23 protein-coding genes are annotated in these 23,210 nt (G+C 48.3%); 7 read left to right on the top strand and 16 right to left on the bottom strand.

Annotation, left to right across the window (positions count from 1 at the left end):
• Positions 1-146: 146 nt before the first annotated feature.
• From Q9R23_RS02400 to acnA, 5 genes are all read right to left on the bottom strand, one after another.
• Complete coding sequence (locus Q9R23_RS02400; protein ID WP_035408645.1) at positions 147-584, bottom strand: acyl-CoA thioesterase; 438 nt, start codon at positions 582-584, stop codon at positions 147-149.
• A gap of 12 nt (positions 585-596) precedes the next feature.
• Entirely contained in the window at positions 597-2,840 is a 2,244-nt protein-coding gene (locus tag Q9R23_RS02395) for an AAA family ATPase (RefSeq protein ID WP_214855417.1), read from the bottom strand.
• A 76-nt stretch (positions 2,841-2,916) separates the two neighbouring features.
• On the bottom strand, positions 2,917-3,624 hold the full coding sequence (locus Q9R23_RS02390; RefSeq protein WP_214855415.1) for a hypothetical protein: 708 nt from the start codon (positions 3,622-3,624) through the stop codon (positions 2,917-2,919).
• A 190-nt stretch (positions 3,625-3,814) separates the two neighbouring features.
• Positions 3,815-4,279: a DUF3939 domain-containing protein gene (locus tag Q9R23_RS02385; RefSeq protein ID WP_311246338.1), complete on the bottom strand. Its 465-nt coding sequence runs from the start codon at positions 4,277-4,279 to the stop codon at positions 3,815-3,817.
• Positions 4,280-4,336: 57 nt separating this feature from the next.
• Entirely contained in the window at positions 4,337-7,063 is a 2,727-nt protein-coding gene (acnA, locus tag Q9R23_RS02380; RefSeq protein WP_035408655.1) for an aconitate hydratase AcnA, read from the bottom strand.
• Between the two features lie 257 nt (positions 7,064-7,320).
• Here acnA and Q9R23_RS02375 point away from each other — a divergent pair, with 257 nt between their 5' ends.
• Positions 7,321-7,815: a hypothetical protein gene (locus Q9R23_RS02375; protein ID WP_311246337.1), complete on the top strand. Its 495-nt coding sequence runs from the start codon at positions 7,321-7,323 to the stop codon at positions 7,813-7,815.
• A gap of 33 nt (positions 7,816-7,848) precedes the next feature.
• Here the strand turns inward: Q9R23_RS02375 and Q9R23_RS02370 are convergent, their stop codons facing one another.
• The 4 genes from Q9R23_RS02370 to Q9R23_RS02355 all read right to left on the bottom strand — a co-directional run bounded on the left by Q9R23_RS02370 (position 7,849) and on the right by Q9R23_RS02355 (position 10,522).
• Complete coding sequence (locus Q9R23_RS02370) at positions 7,849-8,040, bottom strand: hypothetical protein (protein ID WP_290782093.1); 192 nt, start codon at positions 8,038-8,040, stop codon at positions 7,849-7,851.
• Positions 8,041-8,127: 87 nt separating this feature from the next.
• Positions 8,128-8,451: a hypothetical protein gene (locus Q9R23_RS02365; RefSeq protein ID WP_290782091.1), complete on the bottom strand. Its 324-nt coding sequence runs from the start codon at positions 8,449-8,451 to the stop codon at positions 8,128-8,130.
• Between the two features lie 33 nt (positions 8,452-8,484).
• Positions 8,485-9,669 carry an RtcB family protein gene (locus tag Q9R23_RS02360; protein ID WP_311246336.1) on the bottom strand — a complete coding sequence of 395 codons (1,185 nt, stop codon included), beginning with the start codon at positions 9,667-9,669 and terminating at the stop codon, positions 8,485-8,487.
• Between the two features lie 31 nt (positions 9,670-9,700).
• Entirely contained in the window at positions 9,701-10,522 is an 822-nt protein-coding gene (locus Q9R23_RS02355; protein WP_290782089.1) for a LysR family transcriptional regulator, read from the bottom strand.
• Positions 10,523-10,629: 107 nt separating this feature from the next.
• On the opposite strand from Q9R23_RS02355, the gene Q9R23_RS02350 reads away from it, so the two are divergent.
• Positions 10,630-11,868, top strand: coding sequence for a purine/pyrimidine permease (locus tag Q9R23_RS02350; protein WP_214855402.1), 1,239 nt, complete (start codon positions 10,630-10,632; stop codon positions 11,866-11,868).
• A gap of 164 nt (positions 11,869-12,032) precedes the next feature.
• Here the strand turns inward: Q9R23_RS02350 and Q9R23_RS02345 are convergent, their stop codons facing one another.
• From Q9R23_RS02345 to Q9R23_RS02335, 3 genes are all read right to left on the bottom strand, one after another.
• A complete protein-coding gene (locus Q9R23_RS02345) occupies positions 12,033-13,121 on the bottom strand; it encodes an MBL fold metallo-hydrolase (protein ID WP_311246335.1) in 1,089 nt (362 codons plus the stop codon).
• A 119-nt stretch (positions 13,122-13,240) separates the two neighbouring features.
• The gene (locus Q9R23_RS02340; protein ID WP_311246334.1) at positions 13,241-13,726 is read right to left on the bottom strand and encodes a YflT domain-containing protein; all 486 of its coding nucleotides are present in this window, start codon (positions 13,724-13,726) and stop codon (positions 13,241-13,243) included.
• A 125-nt stretch (positions 13,727-13,851) separates the two neighbouring features.
• Entirely contained in the window at positions 13,852-15,432 is a 1,581-nt protein-coding gene (locus tag Q9R23_RS02335; protein ID WP_290772404.1) for a peptide chain release factor 3, read from the bottom strand.
• A gap of 402 nt (positions 15,433-15,834) precedes the next feature.
• Between Q9R23_RS02335 and Q9R23_RS02330 the strand changes: the two genes are divergently transcribed.
• The gene (locus Q9R23_RS02330; RefSeq protein ID WP_214855393.1) at positions 15,835-17,079 is read left to right on the top strand and encodes an MDR family MFS transporter; all 1,245 of its coding nucleotides are present in this window, start codon (positions 15,835-15,837) and stop codon (positions 17,077-17,079) included.
• A 56-nt stretch (positions 17,080-17,135) separates the two neighbouring features.
• On the opposite strand, the gene Q9R23_RS02325 is transcribed toward Q9R23_RS02330, so the two are convergent.
• The gene (locus Q9R23_RS02325; RefSeq protein WP_214855391.1) at positions 17,136-17,933 is read right to left on the bottom strand and encodes a hypothetical protein; all 798 of its coding nucleotides are present in this window, start codon (positions 17,931-17,933) and stop codon (positions 17,136-17,138) included.
• A gap of 140 nt (positions 17,934-18,073) precedes the next feature.
• Here Q9R23_RS02325 and Q9R23_RS02320 point away from each other — a divergent pair, with 140 nt between their 5' ends.
• From Q9R23_RS02320 to Q9R23_RS02310, 3 genes are all read left to right on the top strand, one after another.
• A complete protein-coding gene (locus tag Q9R23_RS02320; RefSeq protein ID WP_311246333.1) occupies positions 18,074-18,514 on the top strand; it encodes an RrF2 family transcriptional regulator in 441 nt (146 codons plus the stop codon).
• 92 nt (positions 18,515-18,606) lie between these two features.
• Positions 18,607-19,620 (top strand): hypothetical protein, encoded by a 1,014-nt coding sequence (locus tag Q9R23_RS02315; protein WP_290755537.1) that lies wholly within the window; start codon positions 18,607-18,609, stop codon positions 19,618-19,620.
• Between the two features lie 26 nt (positions 19,621-19,646).
• Entirely contained in the window at positions 19,647-20,951 is a 1,305-nt protein-coding gene (locus tag Q9R23_RS02310; protein WP_311246332.1) for a VOC family protein, read from the top strand.
• A gap of 43 nt (positions 20,952-20,994) precedes the next feature.
• Here Q9R23_RS02310 and Q9R23_RS02305 read toward each other — a convergent pair whose 3' ends face one another.
• On the bottom strand, positions 20,995-21,318 hold the full coding sequence (locus Q9R23_RS02305) for a hypothetical protein (protein WP_023467783.1): 324 nt from the start codon (positions 21,316-21,318) through the stop codon (positions 20,995-20,997).
• A 91-nt stretch (positions 21,319-21,409) separates the two neighbouring features.
• On the opposite strand from Q9R23_RS02305, the gene Q9R23_RS02300 reads away from it, so the two are divergent.
• A complete protein-coding gene (locus Q9R23_RS02300; protein ID WP_035408684.1) occupies positions 21,410-21,835 on the top strand; it encodes a DUF2621 family protein in 426 nt (141 codons plus the stop codon).
• A gap of 42 nt (positions 21,836-21,877) precedes the next feature.
• On the opposite strand, the gene Q9R23_RS02295 is transcribed toward Q9R23_RS02300, so the two are convergent.
• Together Q9R23_RS02295 and Q9R23_RS02290 are read right to left on the bottom strand one after the other, a co-directional pair.
• Positions 21,878-22,357 (bottom strand): CcdC family protein, encoded by a 480-nt coding sequence (locus tag Q9R23_RS02295; protein ID WP_214855384.1) that lies wholly within the window; start codon positions 22,355-22,357, stop codon positions 21,878-21,880.
• Positions 22,358-22,373: 16 nt separating this feature from the next.
• On the bottom strand, positions 22,374-23,072 hold the full coding sequence (locus Q9R23_RS02290) for a cytochrome c biogenesis CcdA family protein (protein ID WP_035408688.1): 699 nt from the start codon (positions 23,070-23,072) through the stop codon (positions 22,374-22,376).
• Positions 23,073-23,210: the final 138 nt, after the last annotated feature.

The raw sequence follows: 23,210 nt of genomic DNA, 5'->3' as shown, positions 1-23,210 counted from the left end.
ACCTTACTTCAGCTTCTTTATTTTCGCAAATGATTCTGACTTTGTCATCGGTCGTTAGTACCAAGTGCTAAATTTTACTGTTCAGGGTGCAAATAAAAAAAGCGGAACCGATTCAATAAAATCGATCCCGCTATTGTTGTACATCTTCACGCTTCCGTTAAGAGTGCTGCGTCCGTCTCACTCATCTTCTCGTAGATATCGTGCCAGTTCGGGAACACCTTCGGCAAACGAATCGGTCGGAAGTTTTCCTTCTTGACGACGACATGTGTCGTCTTTGCCGATACCGCAAGTTTTCCGTCCGGGTGCTTGACGGTATAACCATAAATCGTCCGTAAGCCATCGTAATGATCAATCCAGACCGTGACGACCGCCGTATCACCGTACGTCAACGAGCGCTTATAATCGAGATTGACATTCGTAACCGGGGAGACATAACCCGCATCTTCCATCTCCTTGTAATTAAGACCCAAGGACTGGATTAACTCTGTCCGTGCCAGTTCCAGATAGACGAGATAGTTCGAATGATAGACGATGCCCATCATGTCCGTCTCGGCGTAGCGAACAGGTATTTCAATCGTGTGCATGTAGCTTCCCCCTTAAAAATCCTCTTTTTCAAGATAGGACCATTCTGAACCGGATAAGCTAACTTTGTCAATTAATCGCATCGATTGTTTCGCGATCGCCTGTTCGACAATCGTGATCGCCGCCCGTGCGTTTCCGTTCGGAACGACATCGATTTTCTCAGTAAGCGTCTGTCGCGCGTCCTCCGTCAGCTCATATCCGAATCGTGCCGCATATCCTTCAATGATTTGAATCAACTCGTCTGGCGAATAATTTGGGAAGTGGAACGACCGCTTGAAGCGCGACTTCAATCCCGGATTACTCGCGAGCAAGGCGTTCATTTGTTGCTCGTAACCTGCAAGAACAACAACGAGATTGTCTTGATGTTTCGTCATCTCATCCACAAGCGTATCGATGGCTTCCTTCCCGAAGTCATTTGCTCCACCGTTTAACGCATAGGCTTCATCAATGAATAAGACACCACCCAGCGCGTCTCGAATCGCGTCGCGTGTCTTTTGCGCGGTCTGTCCGACATATCCGGAGACGAGGTCCGCTCGGCTGACGACTTTCAAGTGTCCGCGTTTTAAATAGCCGCATTGTCGTAAGACATCGGCATAAAGCTGAGCGACAGTCGTCTTACCGGTTCCACTATTGCCGCTAAAGACCGCATGCAGTTCGACCGGTAATACCTTATAACCGGCTTCACGACGGCGTTTTTGCATTGATAATAAGGCTTCGATCTGTTTCAATTCATCCTTTAGATCAGACAATCCGACGAGCGAAGCGATCCGTTCTTCCACCGTCGCGTCCGGTTCTTGCACCATCTCGAAATCTTCTTGTTCGAGTAAGGCAAAGTCTTCGTGACTGGCACTCTCTCCAAGGCTTGCTCCCTTCTTGAAGATCGCATCAAGCACGATATTGCGAACCGCCCGTCCGTTTCCGAAACTCGCGTCGACGCGCTCCCGCTCGAGCCGACCGAGCAACGCCCGCTCTGCTTGTTCCGTCAAGACGTAATCATTTGCCGTCGCAATCGAGCGTCCGATCGCGAGCAGCTCTTGATCCGTATAGTCTGCAAGCAGATAATGATTCGATTCCGGGAAACGGCTTCGTAATCCGGGATTTGCCTTCAGGAAATCACGCATCTCTTCCGGATAACCAGCGAGGACGACTGCAAACCGTCCCGCATATTCCCCACTCGTCATCGCAGCGACGAGCGTATCGATCGCTGCCTGTCCATAATCGTTCCCACTTTGTCCAGCACGCTTTAAGGCGTAGGCTTCATCGATGAAGAGCACACCTCCGACAGCTTCCCGGACCTTGCTCATGACTTGTTCTTCCGTTTGTCCGACGAAAGCACCGACGAGCGACGAACGATCCGTCTCGACGACTTCCGGGCGCTCGAGTAGTCCGAGTTCATGGTAGATCTTCGCCATCAAACGGGCAAGCGTCGTTTTCCCGGTCCCCGGGTTCCCCATGAAGATCATGTGTAGCGATGGTTGATCACTTGAACGATAGCCGTCTTCCGACCGTTTTTGTTGGTACTTCAAAAACCGATACATGTGGTGGACCCGTTGTTTAATGTCTTCGAGACCAATCATCGCGTCGAGTTCCTCGAGTGCTGATCGTTCAACTTGTTTGCTTTCGACGGGAAGTAAGGCAACGACACGCTTAAGATCCTGAATCGTCGTCGTTTTCAATTCCGTCATCTCACGGAATGCTTCTCGGGAATAGAAGCGTTCTTGTAAGCTGTCGACGAACGTCTGCGCCGTCTGCTCGAGCGTTGCACTCGAACGTAACAATGCCGTTCCAGCATCGAACAGTTCCGTCCAGCGTTCGGCATCTAGCCGACGAAGTCGTTCTGTCAGTTCGACGATTTGATCCGTCTCCTCGACGATTTGGCTCGCTTGGAGAATCAGTTCCTTTGTCGCAGATCGTTTCGCGTTCGCATTGTCCGTCTCACGGATCGTCGGGAACGTATGCGCGACGAGACGCTGATACGTACTTTGTAGTTGTTGCTCCGTTAATAACTGCTCAAGACGTGCTGGCAAGCGACCATGCTGACGGATTTCTTGCATCCAGCTCTCAGCTAAGGCGTCCAGTCGTCCTGTCATGATATAGCGATGCTCGACAAGTAACGCTAAGATACGGACGAGTGCTTCCGTTTCTCCAAGTAGCCGACTACTTTGGGCATAACGTAGCGCAAGCACCTCCTCAACTTTCGCGCCCTCTTCCCACGCCTTGATTTGATTAAACATCTCCTCTTTCGAGAATGCTTCCATGTTGAACCTCCTGCGTCTCGAAAAAACCGACTTTGTCCGCTACCGTTTCGTAGCGTCATCGCCGGTCGTTTCTTGTTTATTTTGCTTTTAGCCATTCCTTATCGAACGTATCAATTGTCTCAAAACTCTTCATCTTGACAGAGTAGAACAATTTACCATTATTGCGTGATTCGGCACCGAGGACTTTCGAACGGTCAGATGCGACATAATACGTCGCTTGTTCCTGGTTGTTTTCTTTATCGAAGATCGATGGATACTGTTTGATCCATTCTTCAGGAACCGTGCTCGATGGTTCTTTTTTCACGTAAACGTCCGCAGCCATCCCTGCAATGTCTGCTTCTCCCTCGACTTGTCCAAAGTCTCCTTTTTTAATGAAGGCGAGAATCTGTTCATTGAATCCTCGAGAGAGGAATGGACGCGGCGCACTGACGCTTTTGCCTGCTTTCGTCTCATTGACTAACTTCCCTGTCGCATCATACTCACGGAACATTGTGCCGTTCCAGATCGCAAGCGATCCTTTTGACGGTCCGTCTACGACTTCTGTCCGAAAATGCCCTTTGTCGTCAAACACGACTTCATATGTCCGGGCTTCGAGCTCATCTTTTTTCGTTGCGAGTTTCTTCTCGACATATTGAATGCGTGTCATCGTATAAAACGGTTTGACCGTTGCGGCTTTTTCATCGCTAGCGGTCTGCGTCTTGTTCAAGAGATAAAAATTGTAGGCAAGGAGGATCGCCATTGCCACGATTGCTACTGCAATCCACGTGCTCGTTCGTTTCGTCATGCCATGTACACCTTCCTAGCTCAAGTCTCTATTCCCTATCATCGTATCGGTTTTAAAGGGGAAATACAAAGGGTTTGTCCAAGATTTCACGATTTCTGAGTAAATTCGTCAGACTTTTGAACAAATCAGAAAACGTTCAGGACGACAAAAAAAGGCGAACCGAATGAATTCGGTCCACCCTTGATTACGTTTACGCTTTCTTCGGCGTCAACGAGACGATCATCGACTCATCGACCAAGTAATAACTATGATGTGGCATTTCACGTAAATAGCCATCCTGAAACAACATCGCACAGTCGACTTGAAACGTTTTGCTATACGGTTTTAACGGAAGTTTTTTCACCCGGTCAAAATAGCGATCGACAGCAACCTGGACATGATCCATCTCATAGACGAGTTCCCGGTCTTTTGCTTCCATGATGGTGAATGTCTCACGCGACATGTAAAACACTTGTGTCGAGCGTGCTTTCAAATACGGCTCCAGCTGTTTCAGGTCGATCCGCTGCTCATTATCTAGAAGCACTGTCCGATTCGTCCCTTTCGGTAGTTCAGATTCAAACGCATGCGTCGCTTGTTTGACTTCATCAAGCGTCACGTCACGCATCGGCAACGGTCGATCTTCCTTCGGTTGAAACCACTTCTTGAATCGATTCATCGAATTCCTCCTCTCGTCAAAAAAAGGTGGGGTTTCCCCCACCTTTGATTAGACAACTTATGCTTGTTGGAGACGCTCACGAAGGACCATTGGAAGGATCCCGCCGTGACGGTAGTAATCGATGTCGACTTCTGAGTCGAAACGAGCAATCGCTTCGAATTCAGTGACTTTTCCGTCTGCCGCTGTTGCCGTGACTTTAACGATGTCACGTGGACGAACAGACTCATCGATTGCGATACTGATCGCTTCTTCACCTGTTAGACCAAGTGTTTCAGCTGTTGTGCCTGCCACGTATTGAAGTGGAAGAACACCCATCATGACGAGGTTTGAACGGTGGATCCGCTCGAAGCTCTCCGCGATGACGGCTTTAACGCCGAGCAAGTTCGTTCCTTTTGCTGCCCAGTCACGTGAAGAACCCATACCGTAATCTTTACCAGCGAGGATGACGAGACCTGTGCCATCTTCTTTGTACTTCATCGCAGCATCGTACATCGCCATCGTTTCGCCTGTTGGCCAGTACGTCGTGAAGCCACCTTCTGTACCTGGTGCGACTTGGTTACGGATGCGGATGTTCGCGAACGTTCCGCGCATCATGATTTCGTGGTTACCACGACGTGAACCGTATGAGTTGAAGTCTTTTGGTGCAACCCCTTTGTTGACGAGGTATTGACCGGCTGGCGTCGTTTTTGAGAATGAACCAGCTGGTGAGATGTGGTCCGTCGTGACCGAGTCAGCGAACTTACCGAAGACACGGAGTCCGTTGAGGGCTTCGACTTGACCCGCTTCCTTCGCGAGGTTCTCGAAGAACGGTGGGTTTTGGATGTACGTCGACTCACCATCGAAGTCGTACTGATCCCCTGTTGGCACGTCAAGGTTGTTCCAACGTTCGTTTCCTGTGAAGACTGAATCGTATTCTGCGCGGAAGCTTTCTGGTGTGACGACCGTGTTGATGATCGTTTGGATCTCATCACGTGAAGGCCAGATGTCAGCGAAGAAGACTTCTTGTCCGTCTTTGCCTGTCCCGAGTGACGCGTTCATGATATCGACGTCGACTGTTCCTGCAAGGGCATACGCGACGACGAGTGGCGGTGAAGCCAAGTAGTTCGCTTTGACGAGCGGGTGGACACGACCTTCGAAGTTACGGTTTCCTGAGAGGACAGACGAAACGAGCAAGTCTGAACCAAGGATCGCATCTTCGACAGCGCGGTCGAGTGGACCAGAGTTCCCGATACATGTCGTACAGCCGTAACCGACCGTGTTGAAGCCGAGTTCGTCAAGGTACGTTTGGAGTCCTGATTTCTCGAGGTAATCCGTAACGACCTTCGATCCTGGCGCAAGTGATGTCTTGACGTATTTCGGAACCGAAAGACCGAGTTCGATCGCTTTTTTCGCGACGAGTCCCGCACCGATCATGACGTAAGGATTTGAAGTGTTCGTACAGCTCGTGATCGCAGCAATCGCCACATCACCAGTACGCATCTCAACCGCTTCGTCTTCGAACTGAACGACTGCGACTTTGTTCGCTTCTTCTTCTGCAAGACCAAATCCAGCGTTTCCTTGTGGAGCCGTCAACGCTTTTTTGAATGATGTATGGACATCCGTCAAATCAATCCGGTCTTGTGGACGTTTTGGTCCAGCAAGCGCAGGAACGATCGTCGAAAGATCGAGTTCGACCGTTTTCGTGAATGTTGGATCTTCGTTTTGTGGCGTGTAGAACAAACCGTTTGCTTTCGAGTAGTTCTCGACTTTTTCGATCAATGCTTCATCGCGACCTGTCAGACGAAGGTACGTCAATGTCTCTGTATCAACTGGGAAGAATCCACATGTCGCGCCGTATTCTGGAGCCATGTTCGCGATTGTTGCCCGGTCAGAAAGTGACATCAAGTGGAGTGATGGACCGAAGAACTCGACGAATTTACCAACGACGTTCTCTTGACGGAGCATTTCCGTTACACGGAGCGCGACGTCTGTTGCTGTCGTTCCTGGGTGCATCTCACCTGTGATGCGAACACCGATGACTTCAGGTACTGGGAAGAATGACGGCTGTCCGAGCATGCCCGCTTCCGCTTCAATCCCACCGACTCCCCAACCGAGGACGCCGAGACCGTTGATCATCGTCGTGTGTGAGTCTGTTCCGACGAGTGTGTCCGGATAGACATCAACTGTACCGTCTGCTGTTTCCTTTTCAAGGACGACAGATGCCAAGTACTCGAGGTTGACTTGGTGAACGATTCCTGTTGCTGGTGGTACGGCACGGTAGTTATCAAATGCTGACGTTGCCCAGCGAAGCAATTTGTAACGCTCTTCGTTACGCTCGAATTCAAGATCCATGTTTTCTGCAAGTGCTCCAGCAAAACCGTAAGCATCGACTTGAACCGAGTGGTCAACGACGAGGTCGACTGGTACTTCTGGGTTGATGACCGATGGGTCTCCACCGAGATCTTGCATCGCTTTACGAAGTGATGCGAGGTCAACGACCGTTGGAACACCTGTGAAGTCTTGAAGGATGACGCGTGACGGTTTGAACGGAACGTCGACATCATTCGAAACTTGAGCTGTTCCCCATTTCGCCAAGTTCTCGACGTGTTCACGTGTGATCGAACGACCATCTTGTTGACGAAGTACTGACTCGAGTAAGACACGAATCGAATATGGAAGGCGTTTGACTTCCGTCAATCCGAGTTCTTCCAATTTTTCAAGACTGTAGTACTGATAATTCTTACCGTTTGCTTCAAACGAACGGCGTGCGCCAAAGACATCTTGCGACACATCTGTTTGCTTCATGGTGATTCCCCCTTTAAGTGTTCACGACATCAAGCCCCTGATACCGCTTACTTGTACAGTTCTATCATAGTATAATATGGATTCCGTTACAATTTGAAAGAACAAAAGACTTTCGATAAGTTTTACTTATTGCCGATATTAGAAAATTATTCTGTTGTCCTGTTCTTGCTATATTTCCAGTCATGCGTTTTCATTTAGAATGTTCAGGGTACTTAAAAAGTGTAGTATGATATCCGATTATTGTGGAGGCGTTTATTATGGCGAAATATAAAAGCGATGCAACGCACGTTATTACGACAATCATTTTTAGTGATTTAGAAAAAGCAAAAACAGGCTTTGCGATGATTAAGGATCTCGAGGCAATCAAGGAAATCGACATGGATCAGATGGTTCTCGCAAAACGTGACGAAGCAGAGGGCTTCTCTTTCATCGATGCCATTGACTTCACGCAACAGGACCAATCCTTCAAAGGCTCATTGATCGGCATGGCGATCGGTGTCGTCGGAGGTCCGTTCGGTATGCTCGTCGGTTCCGTTGCTGGTTATTTGATCGGTGCGAACCGGGATGAAAAGAACGAACGGGAATCGTTTGATTTATTCAACCGGACGCTGAATCAGATTGATCCCGACCATTACGGTGTCATCTTGATCAGTGAAGTCAACGAAGATTCAGAAGCCGTCAATGCGATCGCCGCTGAACTCGGAGCGACGATTCGCCGGACAGGTGAGACATTACCGGATGGTGCAGTCTAATCAAATCAAAGTTGTCTTCTTTACGTTCTCGTTTTAAACGGGAACGTTTTTTAATTCGTGAATCACCTGTTTTGCTGCCTCCTGCGTCGTGTCAGGATCGACTTTATATAAAGCATTTTGTTGCACGGATATGAGGATGTTTTTGTAGCTGATGATGATAAGATCAGACTGATTCGATAGCTTTTGATTCAGCCCTTTGTAGCCATCACTTGATTGATACTGCATCACGTCATTGCCTATGTATCGATCTATATAAGTAAGATGGATCGCTAACCGCGTATCTTGTTTTTGATTTTCAAAATAAAGTGTCTCTTATGTCGACGGTGTGTCTATCGTTCCGTCAACGGTTAACCAACGTCTCTTCCCAAAACTCAATGATCGATCTACAGCCGTGAAATCTGAACCTATCGTACTTGCCTGCAACTGAAATTGATCCATCTTCAGGTGTTCATCCATGTACTTGAACAGCTTTTCATACTGAACAGGATGTAAGATAGGATGTTTTGTCTTCTGATTCGTATGAGTAGTAGTTTTGACTTCTACTTTTTTCTGTTCCGTCGTGACCGCCTCATCCGTACATCCTACACTTAAAAATACACTCGAAAATAGGATCGCCATGTTTCTCTTATAGCGCATACACTATCCTCCCCTTTTGAAAACACCCTGACATCACTTTGCCTTAAAGTTGTATAGCGGTTTAATGATCTCGACGACATCGACCGTTTCTTTCGTATTGCGAATGATTTCGTCCATCGGTTTATAGACGAAAGGCGACTCGTCACGCGTCGACGCGACGACAGAACTTGACCAGACATCGGTCATCGTCTTTTCGAATGCATCGAGTTCAACTGTTTTGAACGCTTTAGATCGTGACATGATGCGTCCTGCTCCGTGTGGCGCGGAATAATTCCAATCCGGGTTTCCTTTTCCGACGACGATCAAGGAGCCATCGCGCATGTTCATCGGAATGATTGCCCGCTCGCCGGCTTTCGCAGAGATGGCACCTTTTCTTAAAATCATCGCATCAAGATCAATGTAGTTGTGGATCGTATCGAACTGATCTACTACCGTCCATCCCATCGCCTCGAAAATGACTTCGGTCATCGCTTGACGGTTTAATGCTGCGTATCGTTGGGCGATCTTAAGATCATGGAGGTAACGCTCCATCGTTTCTCCGGAAACAGATGCTAAATCTTTGTTAAACGTAGATCGTTTTTCCTTCAATTGCTGCAAGGTCGCCTGAATATCCGATTCGCGCCCCTGCTGCTTTAATTCCTCAATGATTTGACCCGCATCAAATTGGAAGCGTGCCGTCTCGGCTTCTGCCTGATAATGTTCAGCGATCGTCTTCCCAAGGTTGCGACTGCCGGAATGAATCACGAGATAGCGCTGTCCTGCTGCATCCTGGTTCAGTTCGATGAAATGATTCCCTCCACCAAGCGTACCGATTGATAATCGTGCCCGTGTCTCGTTAAACGGTGCAAGTACTTGATCAAACGGTACCTGTTCTGACAATGGATGGGCTTGCTGGCGTACCGACATGCCACTTGGAACGAGACGCTGAATCGTCGCGTCAAGTTTCGCATAATCGATTGGTTCTTGTTCAGCAAGTCGTGTACATAACATGCCGCAACCGATATCGACACCGACGAGATTCGGTACGACCTCGTCCGTCACATGCATCGTCGTTCCGATGACGGATCCTTTTCCAGCGTGACAATCCGGCATGATCCGAACGCGACTATCTGTCGCAAATTGTTCCTCCAACATGGCTGTTACTTGCTTAATCGTCAGTTCGTCGACGTTGTCCGTGAAAATCTTTGCTTCCCCATATGTGCCTTGAATCATTTTCATACGATCGTTCCTTTCTTTCCTGTCCATTTAATTAATCTACTGTTTCTTGCATGATTTCAATGAATTGTTTTGTCAATGTCGTCGGTCCCGTCTCCGTCAACCAGACGAAGGCTGTCGTACTTGCTGCACCTGACAGGTATGTCTGATGCAGTCCTGCCGTGTCCAGTTCCCGCAACGTACTCTCCGGCAATACGGTCACAGCCTTCCCTTTCCGAACGAGTCCGATTAGTGTCAAGACGTCAGAACACGTCTCTTGCGATACGACACCGAGCCGTTGACTTAATGTCTGAAAGACACCAAGCCCTTCCTGACTTGGAATGATGAGATCCGCTGTCGGATGATCAGGATGCCAGACTTGATGAAACAGTTCTTCCTCCATCCATTCAATCGAGACGCCTTGCGCATCAATCGGCAAACGGACCAACGCTGCATCAAGCGACCGCTCTTTTAACCGTTCGATGAGCGCACTCGATTCTCCTTGGTGAACTTGTAAGATAATACCAGGATGTCGTCGTTTCATCTGTTCGATCCAGTCAACAAGCCGACTGGCTGATAACGTGTTGACACCAATCCGCAAAATTCCTGTTCGTCCGGCTTCGATGTCGCTTAATTCCATTCGTGTCTCCTGCTCAAACTGTAGCAATGAAACCGCCCGTTCATATAAGCGGTTGCCGCTTGGTGTGATCCGGATTCCGCGCCCTGCCCGCTCGATTAGGCGAACGCTTAACTCTTCTTCCATTCGTCGGATTTGTTGCGTCAAGGCAGGTTGTGCCATCCGTAAGCGCTCCGCTGCCCGCGTGACGGATTGTTCCTCGACGACCGCACAAAAATAGCGATACTGGCGTAAATCCATATTCATCATCTCTTTCATATGTTTTCATGTATAAAGATATATGAATCATAACATCAATCATATGCTATGATGCAGGAATATCTGAAGTTTAAGAAAGGAGCTTTTTCATGAAACAAACGACTTCTACCTTACAGTGGATCGTCTTTTTACTCGCGAACACGATTGCTTTACCAATCGTCGTCGCCAGTCTGTTCGACCTCTCATCAGTCGAAACAGCTGCTCTTGTCCAACGGTCGTTCTTTGTAGGCGGGATTGCCTGTTTCCTACACGGAGCCTTCGGCCACCGGCTTCCGATCGTATCGGGACCTGCCGGATCATGGGTCAGCATCTTCGTCGTCATCGCCGCACTACCGGTCGATTCAAAAACGGCCTTTACGATCGCGATGGCAGCCGTCGTCATTGCCGGTATCGTCCTCATCATCCTTGGTTTGACAGGATGGACGAAGTACTTATTACCCGTCTTCACACCGCTCGTCAGCGGAACGTTTTTGCTCTTATTATGTATTCAATTGACAGGCGTCATGCTTGGTGCCGTCCTCGCCGTCGAGGCAACACGGCTCGCCGGGATCATTACGTTCTTACTTGTGCTCGGACTCAGCCAATTCGGACCGAGTCGCTTACGTCCGTTCGCCTTGATGATCGGGATCATCGTCGGTTGGCTTGTCAGCCGTCCGTCACTTCCTACGTCGTCTAGTTTGTTCGCACCACCGCAAGCGTTACCGTTTGGATGGCCACAGTTTGACGGCAGTGCATTCCTTGTCGCGATTCCGTTCGCGATCTTGCTTGTCGTCAATTTAATTGCCGCTTTAAGTGCCGTCGAAGCAACGCTTCAAAAACAAGGACGTCTGCATCAAGGGTTATCCATCGAAGGCGTCATTCATTTACTCGCCGCTACTTTCTCGACGCTTGTACCGGTGCCTTTACCCATTACGAGCGGGTTCATCGCGCAAACAGGAAGCCGGAAACGTCGTCCGTTCTTGATTGCCTCGCTCGTCATCGCACTGATTGGTTTCTTCCCAAGCTTGATCGGGATCATCGCGACCTTACCGCGGAGCGTTGCGAGTGCCGCGTTGCTTGCGACATTGCCGCACATGTTCCTGATTGCTTGGCAGTCTGCTGAAAGTAACATGGAGAACAGTCGCCGCCGCCATGCGTTTGCGATCAGTGCCGTCATCGGCATCAGTATCTTGTTACAATCAACCGTCATCGCTGAAGTCCTGCCTTTGACGCTTCGTCCGTTCCTCAGTAATGGATTACTCGTCGGAACGATGCTTGTGCTCGGTTTCGAGATCATCGAAAAAGTACGTTCTCGTCGCGCGAAACAAGCGGATCGATTGGCAAGCTAAATGGTATTGTACGACCGGACGATTTCATCGTTCTCGCTTTCCTGTAAGAGTCGAGGATGAACATCTCGTCTGTTTATTCATCTAAAAAAGTAGCCTTTTCGATGTGATTCGAAAAGGCTACTTTTTTATCATTTCATTCAATTAAAATCAAAAAGCTATTTTACTCAACGCACTTCCCGCCACCATTTCCGTGTCGTGCTCTCGGGTGTCACACTCTCCCCAATCATTGGTGTCAGAACCGGAATCTCATCGCGTTTTGCTTCCTTGAGCAACCGTTCGACCGGTTCGAACCACGCATGAAACGCGAGGATGAAGGCAGACCAGTGAATCGGCATCAGGACACGACCTTTGACATCACGATGAGCTTGAACCGTTTGTTCCGGTAACATATGCGAGTTGGACCAACGGACATCATACTGCCCACATTCCATCATCGTCAGATCAAACGGACCATATTGTTCACCAATTGCTTTGAAATGCGGACCATACCCACTATCGCCACTAAAGAAGACCTTTTGCGAGCCTTCGATGACCCATGATGCCCATAGCGTCGAAAATTGATCAAAACCATTTCGTCCTGAATAATGGCGCGATGGAGCCGCTGTCAGCTTAATGCCACCGACTTGCGTCGATTCATGCCAGTCGAGTTCCGTGATTCGCTCCGCCGAGACGCCCCATCCACGGAGACGACTCCCAACACCGAGCGGCACGATGAAGCGACCGACTCGATTTTTTAAGGCAAGGACGGATGGATAGTCCAGATGATCATAATGGTCGTGTGAATAGACGACGACATCAATCAACGGAAGGCGTTCAAGGTCAACTTTCTGTGTCGTTTGAAACCGTCCCCCTCCCAGTTTCGGGAATGGCGACGGTGCGCGACCGAGCATCGGATCAAAGAAAATCGTTTGTCCATCGAGTTCAAGTAAAAACGCCGAATGTCCAAACCATGTCACACGTGGTACCTCACTATCGTCTTGCCGTCGCTGATATGGAAGCGTCGGCAGCGCTTTGACAGGACGCAGATTTGGAATGTTTCGTCCGTAGTCCTTTAAAATACTTTTCATCGAGTCCCATTCCATTTTCAACTGGAAGTCCATCTCATTTTTGAATTTCCCGTCAACAAAGCGATCTGATCGTTCAAAACTCAGTCGTTCCGCACGGCTTGGTCGATTTCCGAACACCGGGTATCGGTTGATGAACCAGGCAGTCGCGAGACCAATGCCTGCCAAAGCTGTCATTATTTTTTTCATGTATTATCACCTCTTCGATGCTCTCAGTATAGCACCTCGATTCCTCACATATCCTCCCCAGCGACTTCGGATACGAAAAAAAGTGAAGATCACCAATATGGCGTCTTCACTTCTAGGTATTAGTCGATATCGTCGGCTTTCCATTTCGCCCGGTCGCTCTTCTCACTTTCCTCACGGTGATTGGCTTCATAGGCGTTGTTTCCTGGATTTTCGACTTTATTATCATCGTGCCGATGATCGTGGTCATGGTTATGATGATGCTCATGGTCATGATGGTGATGGTGATCGTGGTCATGATCATGGTCGTGGTCGTGATCTCGATCCTTGACGAACAGTGCAAGACCGCCACGCTCGACTTCCGCGTAATGCCGTTCTGCCTCATCGTCCGAATGTCCGACACGTTTTAATGTCTCACGGAGCGGTGGTTCTTTAGAGAACGTTGATTTGACTTGATCAATCCAACTTGCACCCGATGCTTCGTCTGCCGCGTCATCTCGACCGACGACAGAAAAGTCCGAATCATGATGTCCTTGCTGTTTCAATTCTTCAATTTTTCGTTCCAGACTCGATTGATCCTGATAAATCCCAACAAACCGTTTCGCCATCACATGACACCTTCCTTTTTCATATGAATTCAAACTCGCTCTGTTTTTACCCTTGTTCGCTTGCCATCAAACGAGATTTCAGGAACGAAAAAACGGACCACTTCGAAAAGTAGTCCGTCAAAAACTTAGAGTTGTTGCGGTGAATCGACCAATGTGATCGTTCCTTCGTTTTTCTGAACGAATCGCTCGTAGACGAAATCATTCGCAAATAACAGAACGGCATTCTCCCAGCGGTCATAGACAAGAACCGTCCGTGAATCCGTCAATTTTTTGACAGCAGCGACTTCTGCTGGCTTGATCCACTTCGCGACTTGGAAGTTCGCGGCATCCTTCAAGATGTCAACGCCATACTCACCTTTGAGCCGGTGCTCGAAGACTTCGAATTGGAGTTGTCCGATCGCTCCGAGGATGATTTCGTTGTATTCCGTCTTGTAGACCTGGATCGCACCTTCTTGCGCAAGCTGTTCGACACCTTTTTGGAACTGTTTCGACTTCAAGGCGTTTTTCGTGTAGACCTTCAGGAAGAGTTCCGGTGCAAACGTTGGGAGTGCTTCATATTGTAACGATGGATCACCGTTCGTGATCGTATCACCGATTTGATAATTGCCTGAGTCATACAAACCAATGACATCTCCTGCGAACGCTTCGTTGACCGTTTCTCGCTCATCCGCCATGAATTGTGTCGATTGCGACAGCTTCATCTTCTTGCCTGTCCGTGTCAGGACGACGTCCATCCCACGATCGAACTTACCTGTACAGATCCGGACGAACGCAATCCGGTCGCGGTGGTTCGGGTTCATGTTCGCTTGAATCTTGAATACGAAACCACTGAAGAAGTCTTGCGCCGGCTCGACTTTTCCTTTGTTCGACTCACGTGGTGTCGGTGAAGGAGACAAGTTCAAGTAATGTTCAAGAAGTGGTGTGACACCAAAATCGACGAGTGCTGATCCGAAGAAGACCGGAGTCAGTTCACCTTTTGCGATCAATTCTTCATCGTATTCGTTACCTGCGCCGTCGAGTAAGTCGACTTCATCCATCAACGTCTCGTACATTTCCGAGTTGATCGTCGTCGCGAGTTCTTCGTTCGCGAGACCTTCCTCTCCGAGTTCGATCGTCTTACGATCATTTTTGAAGCAGTGGAATTGTCCTTTGACGCGGTCGTAGACCCCTTCGAACTGTTGACCTGAACCAGCTGGCCATGTCACAGCAACCGACGGGATACCGAGGACTTCTTCGAGTTCTTCCATCAATTCGAGCGGATCACGCGCTTGACGGTCCATCTTGTTGATGAACGTAAAGATTGGAATACCGCGCATTCGACAGACTTGGAAAAGTTTCTTCGTTTGCGACTCGATCCCTTTCGCCGCATCGATGACCATGATTGCTGAGTCAACCGCTGTCAGAATCCGGTACGTATCTTCACCGAAGTCCGAGTGACCCGGTGTATCCATGATGGAAACGATTTTTTTATCATATTCGAATTGCATGACCGAAGACGTAACAGAGATTCCGCGTTGTTTTTCAATTTCCATCCAGTCCGATTTCGCGAATTTCGAGTTTTTCCGTGCCTTGACAGAACCTGCCTCACGGATCGCGCCTCCGTGTAGGAGGAATTTTTCAGTTAGTGTCGTCTTACCCGCATCCGGGTGGGAAATGATGCCGAAAATCCGACGCTTTTCGACTTCCGTTTGTAGAATGTTTGTCATGTATGGTAGTTCCTTTCACCGATATATTCAAAAGTCCGATCAATCTTTTTCGCAACTAGTCTATCATACCGAATTTTCAAGGTCTCGTCCATTTCACTTCATTGACTCAATTTTCAGATTTAAAGTTGACAATTCATCACGATCTTCTTTACGATGACTAGGAAGTTCACTATTACAGAAGGAGGAGACGTACAATGGTATTCCATCAAGCCCGGACATCTGTCCACACTGTCTTTGTATCGGCTACAACTGTACGTCACCCAATCGTTTAATTTTTAATTAAGCAGGGTGTGCGTATGCGTATACGTGCATGCTGCCCTCTTATATTTGGACGGGTATGCCCATATTTGTGCGTATCCGTCTTTTCTATTGTCTAAAAACGGAATATAAGGGGTTTTCACTATGTTTAATGCACTCAAACAGCTTGATCGCAACATCTGGATCCGGTTCGTCGGGGAAACGATCACCGGGATCATGATGTTCATGATTGCACCATTTTTAGTTCTCTATTACGCGGATAGACTCGATTCTTACTTTTTAGTCGGCGTCATCATGGCGACTGGACCGATCATGTCACTCGTCGGCGCCGTTCTCGGTGGCCACTTCGCTGATAAATTCGGTCGAAAACCACTGATGGTTCTCTCGATCATCGGTGACGTCATCGCGCTAATCGGTTTCTCGTTCGCCGATTCATTCGGACCGCTGCTCGCTTTGAACGCGTTGCTCGGTTTATCGAGTTCACTGTTCCATCCGGCAGCAAGCGCGATGGTCGCTGACGTCACACCACCAGAACGCCTGAATGAATCGTTCGGTCTGCTTCGGATGGGACATAATGTCGGCGCGGCGTTCGGACCACTTCTCGGAAGTGCTGTCCTGTTCGTCGATCGTTCGCTCATCTTCTACTCCGCTGCCTTCGTCTTTTTCCTATATGGACTCGTTCTTTACTTCTTCATCGAAGAAACGAAACCGGAGTATATCGAAAAGACAGACGAAGTCAAAGTATCACCGCTCACTGTATTGCGGAAGGATCACGTCTTTTTAATCTTCATCGGTGCGGGTGTCTTCATTTCGATGGGGTTTGCCCTCGTCGAAAGTATGTTACCGGTCTTCTTGAAAGAAGCACTGCCAGGATTACCGACGAAACAAAATCCGTTTCCTTACTTGATGGCACTCAACGGAATCATGGTCGTCTTATTCCAGTTCCCGATTGCTGCTCGCTTGTCAGGGAAGGCATTCGGAAAAGTCATGTTGCTTGGTGCCTCGATCTTCGGAATCGGCATGATTTTCCTCGCATTCTTGCCGTCTTACCTGTTCTCACTCGGAACGAGTTATGTCGTGCTCGTGACAGTATTGCTTGCGATTTATGCGTTCTATACGCTCGGTGAGATGATCATGTCCCCTGTGCAGATGACATTCATTGCCTTAATCGCCCCGGAACATCTCCGCGGAACGTACAACGGTGCTGCGAGTCTTCAGTGGTTGATCGGTGGCGTCACCGCCCCACTGCTCGGATCCTTATTCCTTGATTCCGGAAAAGGTGATTTTGCGCTTGGATTCGTCGGACTGCTCTGCTGTGTATCAGGTGGGGTCTATCTCGCACTCGATCGTTCGATTCAACGCGCGAAACGCTTAACGAAATCAGCTTAAAAAAGCGATGTGTCATGCTCCGACTTTTGTCAGAGCGTTACACATCGCTTTTCTCGTTAAGATGGTAATTGATTTGCCGCTACGAACGGACCGAACAGGACCGGTAGCGGATCGAGTCGTTGCTGGATGTCTGCAATGAAGTTCGTCGATCCACTGACGAAAACGATCGGATCATTCGCTGTGATCATCGTCAGGAATTCCTGCATCTGCTGTTCCCATCCTTCTTGACGAATGTGGTGGACGATCATGCCTTTCGTTGTCAAGGAGAGGACATTTGCTAACATTCGTTCTGCCAGTTCTTCAGCTGAGACATGTAATAAGGTCGTTTTCCGACCGCTTAAGAGAGCATGCCTTGCTTCATCAATGACGGCTCCTAGATGATGTTCTTCTGCGATCAATAAGATATCTTGTTGCCGCCAATTTTCAGCACGGCGGTATTTACAAAAATGCCGACACGTATCGACAAGTTGATGATGGACGATGGACCATGCTTGAAGCAAAAGAGCATCTTCCTCAAGTGCATATTCAATCTGAACGGCTTTTAAAATTTCATGACTGATGATGTCCGGGTACGTCAGCAGAAACGATTTCGTCTGATTGATTTCGTTCAATAAAATCAATTTGAACAGTTCACTCGATTCATGCTGATTGGTAATTTGGTTCAGTAATTGACTTAGGCGTAAAATCCGCAGAGCCCGAGTTCCTTCCTGAGCCCCCGCTTCTCGAAGCGCGCGCAATTCTTCTTCGTACGTCGCCTCGAGCGAGTCATAGAAGCGCGTCGCGATCCGCAATCCCTTTTGCTCCATCGATGGACCGAGCTGTTGCAAAAGGTGTAATGCCTGATCGAAATGCATAATTTAACCTACCTTTCACCGTCCATTATGCGTGAATCCATCCGCAAAAACAATCTCTAAAATGCATCTTATTTTTTGCACATTGAGAGTTGCTAATGCTTGTGTCTCCCCCTATATTATGTGTTAAGTAGGTGATGAAAATGCGCATGACACGTTATACGGATTATGCGATTCGGTCCCTGCTGTTCGCAGCAGCCCATCCCGATCGTTTAGTCCGAATCCAGGAAGTAGCGGATTGTTACGACATTTCTAAGAATCATTTAATGAAAGTAGTCTATCGCTTGGGACAGAGTGGTCTGATTGATTCTGTCCGTGGTCATGGAGGGGGGTTCCGTTTAGCAGGTCCTCCGGATGCAATTCATATAGGTGACGTCGTACAACTCTTTGAACCAACCGTTCATTTTCTCGATCCGCAAGAAGGTATTTGTGAAGTTCCTTCGCTCGATCCGGCACGTGATGCTTTCGATGATGCCATTGCGGCGTTCCATCAAGTACTCAACAGTTATACAGTACACGATTTGCTACATCCGACAGCTAATACTCATCCCCAAATACTTGAAATGATTCCGAACCGCGATTGAGCCGGTTCGGAATCTTTTTTTATTGCGTCCTCGCTCAATTGCGATTTCTCAAAACGCTCGTGGTATACTTATATAAGAAAGGAGGGGTACAGATGAACCCTCAAGAAGAACTCCATCTTTTATATCTTCGCTTAAAGGAAGAAGAACCCTCCGTTACACGCGGTGAGGCCTTATGGGCCATCTTTGAGGAAACAGCTGATGATTCACTCCGCTTCCTCTCCTTATGGACGTTTTCACAAAATCAATTTGATCTAGGACACTTCCGATCATTTCTCGTGTCCTTCACGCTCTTGATGGAATGGATCCGAAAAGACGAGATGACACTGACTCCAAAACAAGAACTTGATTTGTACTGGAACTATAAGTCCTATTTGATCTATATGGCAGAACAAGAAGACGTGACGGTATCGCTTCTCGAAGAAGATCTTGACCGATTCATCGATTTTTGTGACGCGCATGGATTCGCGCGCACACGCGACTATATTAGCTTCATGGTTTACAGCAAGCTCGGTGACGAGGAGCAAGCCGATCACTATTTATCGGAATGGGTCGACGCACCAAGCGACGAACTCAGTGATTGCCCATCCTGTGAAGCCTTCAGCCGGATGACATATGCAATCGAACGTGGATTCGAAGATCGCGCCTTACTTCTTTATGCGGCACTGCGACATGAACGCGGTTGTTCACGGATGCCAGATCAGGCTCATCCATACATCCTGCCATTATTCCTTAGTCGCAAAAAAGAACGTTTTGATTGGAGCGAACGCTTGATTGAAGAAGTCAAACGTGGTGAAACACTCTTTACCGGTGGCGATGAACCTTATCATTTATATGCGAAGATGTATTACGACACAAACTATACCTGGTTGATGGAGGAGAAAAAACAGTTGATTCCATTCCTAACCGATCGTGGATATCTCCAGTTCCTACTCGCTCACTATGCATTTGCCCATCGACAATCCCTTGGTGAGGAAGCGTCGTATCTCGCAGCGCTCCGGACGAACTTATATGAAATCGCTCAATCTCTTGATCGTCGGATCGAAGGTGTCTTCTACTTGAATCTTGTTGAGCGTGAACTGAAACGGATCACCCAGTTCGTTGCTTAAATCTCATTCGTAAAGGAAGTGTCTTCATGTTAGATCATGTCCAACTCGCTATGCCGAAAAATGAAGAAGATCGCGCCCGTGCATTTTATGCCGGGCTTTTACATATGAAGGAAGTCGATAAACCTGCTGGTGTTCAAAAAAGTGGTGGTGTTTGGTTCAAAGACCACGGTACAGCGCTTCACCTCGGCATCGAGGAGCCATTCTCTCCTGCCAAAAAAGCGCATCCCGGATTGACCGTCGCTACATTTGAAGAATTGAGTGATCGCTTGCAAGACGCCGGTTATCCCGTTGAGCATGATACACGACTTGCTCCGCGCCGTCGTTTCTTTACAACGGACCCATTCGGTAACCGATTGGAAATCATTTCCGCTCATCTTCCGACCTTAACGCCGAAGAAGCTGACAGATGGTTCTCATGTCCGTTTAGTCGCCCCCGCTTCGAGCCTCTCGACAGTCGAGCTGAAGATCATTGACGGTGCAATCGAGACACTCGAATCATTCGGATTACGCGTCTCAATCAGTCAACATGCGCGTGCTGTCAATCCGTTCGGCTCCAGTGATCCCGAGTTACGCGTTGCAGATCTCCACGCCGCGTTCGCTGATCCGAACGTCGATGCGATCCTTTGCGTTCGCGGTGGGTTCAGTACGAATGAACTCGTCGATTTACTCGATTATGAACTGATTCGGACGCATCCGAAGATTCTTTGTGGCTTCTCTGATATCACGGCGCTCAGTCACGCCATTTTGACGAATACAGGTTTAGTGACATACTCTGGACCAATGTTACGGGCTTTCCGTGATCGTGACGCCTATACGATTGATTATTTCAAACAAGTCTTATTCGCAACGGACCCGGTTACAATCAAGCCGTCGATTCATTGGCGGGATTCGGATCGCGGACATGTCATCACGTTACCGAACAAAGGACCGATACTCTTATCTCCGGGACAAGCGAGCGGTCGTCTGATCGGTGGAAATCTTTGCACCTTGAACCTCCTTCAAGGCACGTCGCACTTCCCTGATTTGCGGGATACCATCTTGTTCCTTGAAGACGATTACGAAGTCCACCCAGCGACGTTCGCCCGTGATTTCGCCTCTTTGATGGCGCAACCAGGCGCGGAGACAATTCGTGGGATCGTCTTCGGACGGTTCCAACTCGCGACGAAGATGACGGAAGAACATCTGCGCTACTTGATTTCACTTTACCCATCACTAAAACAGATTCCGGTCCTTGCGAATGTCGATTTTGGACATACGAGTCCTTTGTTTACGTTCCCGATCGGTGGACAGGTTGACCTTCATGACGAGGTCATCCGACTTCATATTTCTTAAATATCAAAAGAAGGAGACGCGGCAATCCGCATCTCCTTCTTTTTTAATAGTCGAGCAATCTCGAAGCGTCGATTTGACGTTTCGACCCATCCGCGAACATCTCGAGTGTCGCAAAAATCTGGTCATTTGCCCATTCATAGTGAAGTAATGTGAAGTCTTCGAGTGTCGAGACCGTCTTGAACGTTTTCCCGACCGTAAACGCACGCTTCCGGCTCGCATCTTCTGCCGGAACGGTGACGAAGATGACTGTAATCTCCTCACCCTTTGTATCATAATAGAATTCAACGATCCGACCGTCCGCTGTTTCAGGTAAGACACCTTTACGGGGCTGTCCGGTCTCGTCCAATTGTACATATGGTTGCAGCATTTTTTCGCCTCACTTTCTCCGTCATTCATCATAGCACGTCCACCTGATTTATGCTAATCTATATTTGATGTGAAAGGGGGATGAGTCGCGCATGGAATGGTTCATGAACGGGATTCTGCTCTGGGGCTTTATCATGATTACACTCATGGCAATCGGCGGATTTTTCATGTTCCGGAAGTTCCTCAAGAAGTTGCCGAAAGAAGACGGTAAATCGATGATGGACTGGGAAGATGAGTACATCGACAAGACACGACACCTTTGGACGGATGAGACGATGGAGTTATTGAACGCTCTCGTCATGCCGGTCCCATCGGCATTTCGTGATGTCGCACGCCGCAAGATTGCCGGGCGGATCGGACAGTTCGCACTCGAGGAACGGGCGACAGAGATGACATCTGAACTGGTCGTCAAAGGGTATATTTCTGCGACGCCGAAACGCGATCATAAATTCTTGAAAAAAGCTTTGACGGAGCACGCCATCGACTGGCGAGACTACGCATTATATTTCCAAAATTGAAGGATGCACGAAAAAACCGCCGAAGTCACCTTCAGCGGTTTTTTATTGGGGTAAATGTGCTACAGACACGGTGCCCGATTTCACCTTTTTGAATTTGAGATACATCGCGAAGCGCCACGGGGCAATCATACCGAAGGCGACGAGATAAAAGATCCCACCCGTCTCGAAGATGTCGATTTGCCCTCCGATAAAGAATTTCGCAATCGTCCGAATGAATAAGATGCCGAATAAGACGATGAAAAACGCTTTCGAACGTTGCAGATAAATCTGCCCTTCCGCTTCATAAAAATTGGATGTCTTGATCAAAAAGATACTGAAGATGGCTCCAATGAGCAACGCTTCTGCTACCTCCGTCCATGTCAGACGGGAAGCTGGGTATAAAAACTGTAGCATTCCCGTTGACATCGCAAACGGTGGGATCAAGATTTTTTTAGCGTTCGTCGGTTTTGCTGATGCCTTCACGCGAATAAAGCTGATCAGCAAACCCATGACGAGCGCTACCCCAGTTGATATCCAAATCATCCGATCACTTCCTTGATTAAAATCCTGTGAATCCGACGATGTCACTCATCCATGCCGCGAATTTACTGAGACCGTCAAAATACAGCATGACACCGAAGACCATCATCAAAGCTCCACCGAATTTCGTTAATTTCAGACTATACTGCACGAACAGACGCGAACGACCTACGAAAAATGCCATTAATAAGAAAGGAATCGAGAACCCAAGGACGTACGCGAGCATGTAGAACATACCTTGGCTCGGATTGGTCGCAGCTAATCCGATGACTCCTGCGAGAATCGGACCTGTACACGGTGTCCAACCAGCCGCAAAACCGATTCCGACGAGTACCGTTCCGACGTATCCCCCTTTTCGTTCCCCAAGATTCAGTTTCTTTTCACGCATCAAGAATGTCGGTTGCCATAACCCGACGAGAACGACACCGAACACGAAGATGACGAGTGCCCCGACCATCCGTAACGTATCCCGATATGTGATAAAGACATCTGCGAACAAGGATGTCGAGAGTCCGAGCACAGCGAAGACCATCGCAAATCCAACGAGGAAAGCTAACGTGTGAAACAGGGATCGCCTTTCCCGTACCCCTCGTTCCTTCAAATCCGTGACCGACACTCCTGTAATATAGGAGAGAAATACAGGATACAGCGGCAACGTACACGGAGAGACGAATGATAACAAACCGGCTCCGAACGCTAACCACAATGAGAGCTCCATATGAGCATCCCCTTTCTTTACTACTATAGAAGAAGTTCCTTCTCTATTTTGCCAAACTCCTCTGCATTTAGCACCTATTATCTCATAGAAAGTTGCAAAAGATTCGTGTCCGCCAAAATTACAAAAAAATTACATTTC

This window comes from Exiguobacterium sp. BRG2 (assembly GCF_031844245.1).
Classification (GTDB): Bacteria; Bacillota; Bacilli; order Exiguobacteriales; family Exiguobacteriaceae; genus Exiguobacterium_A.
The sequence above is the reverse complement of the archived record's forward strand: the minus strand, read 5'-3'. Positions and strand labels throughout refer to the sequence as shown.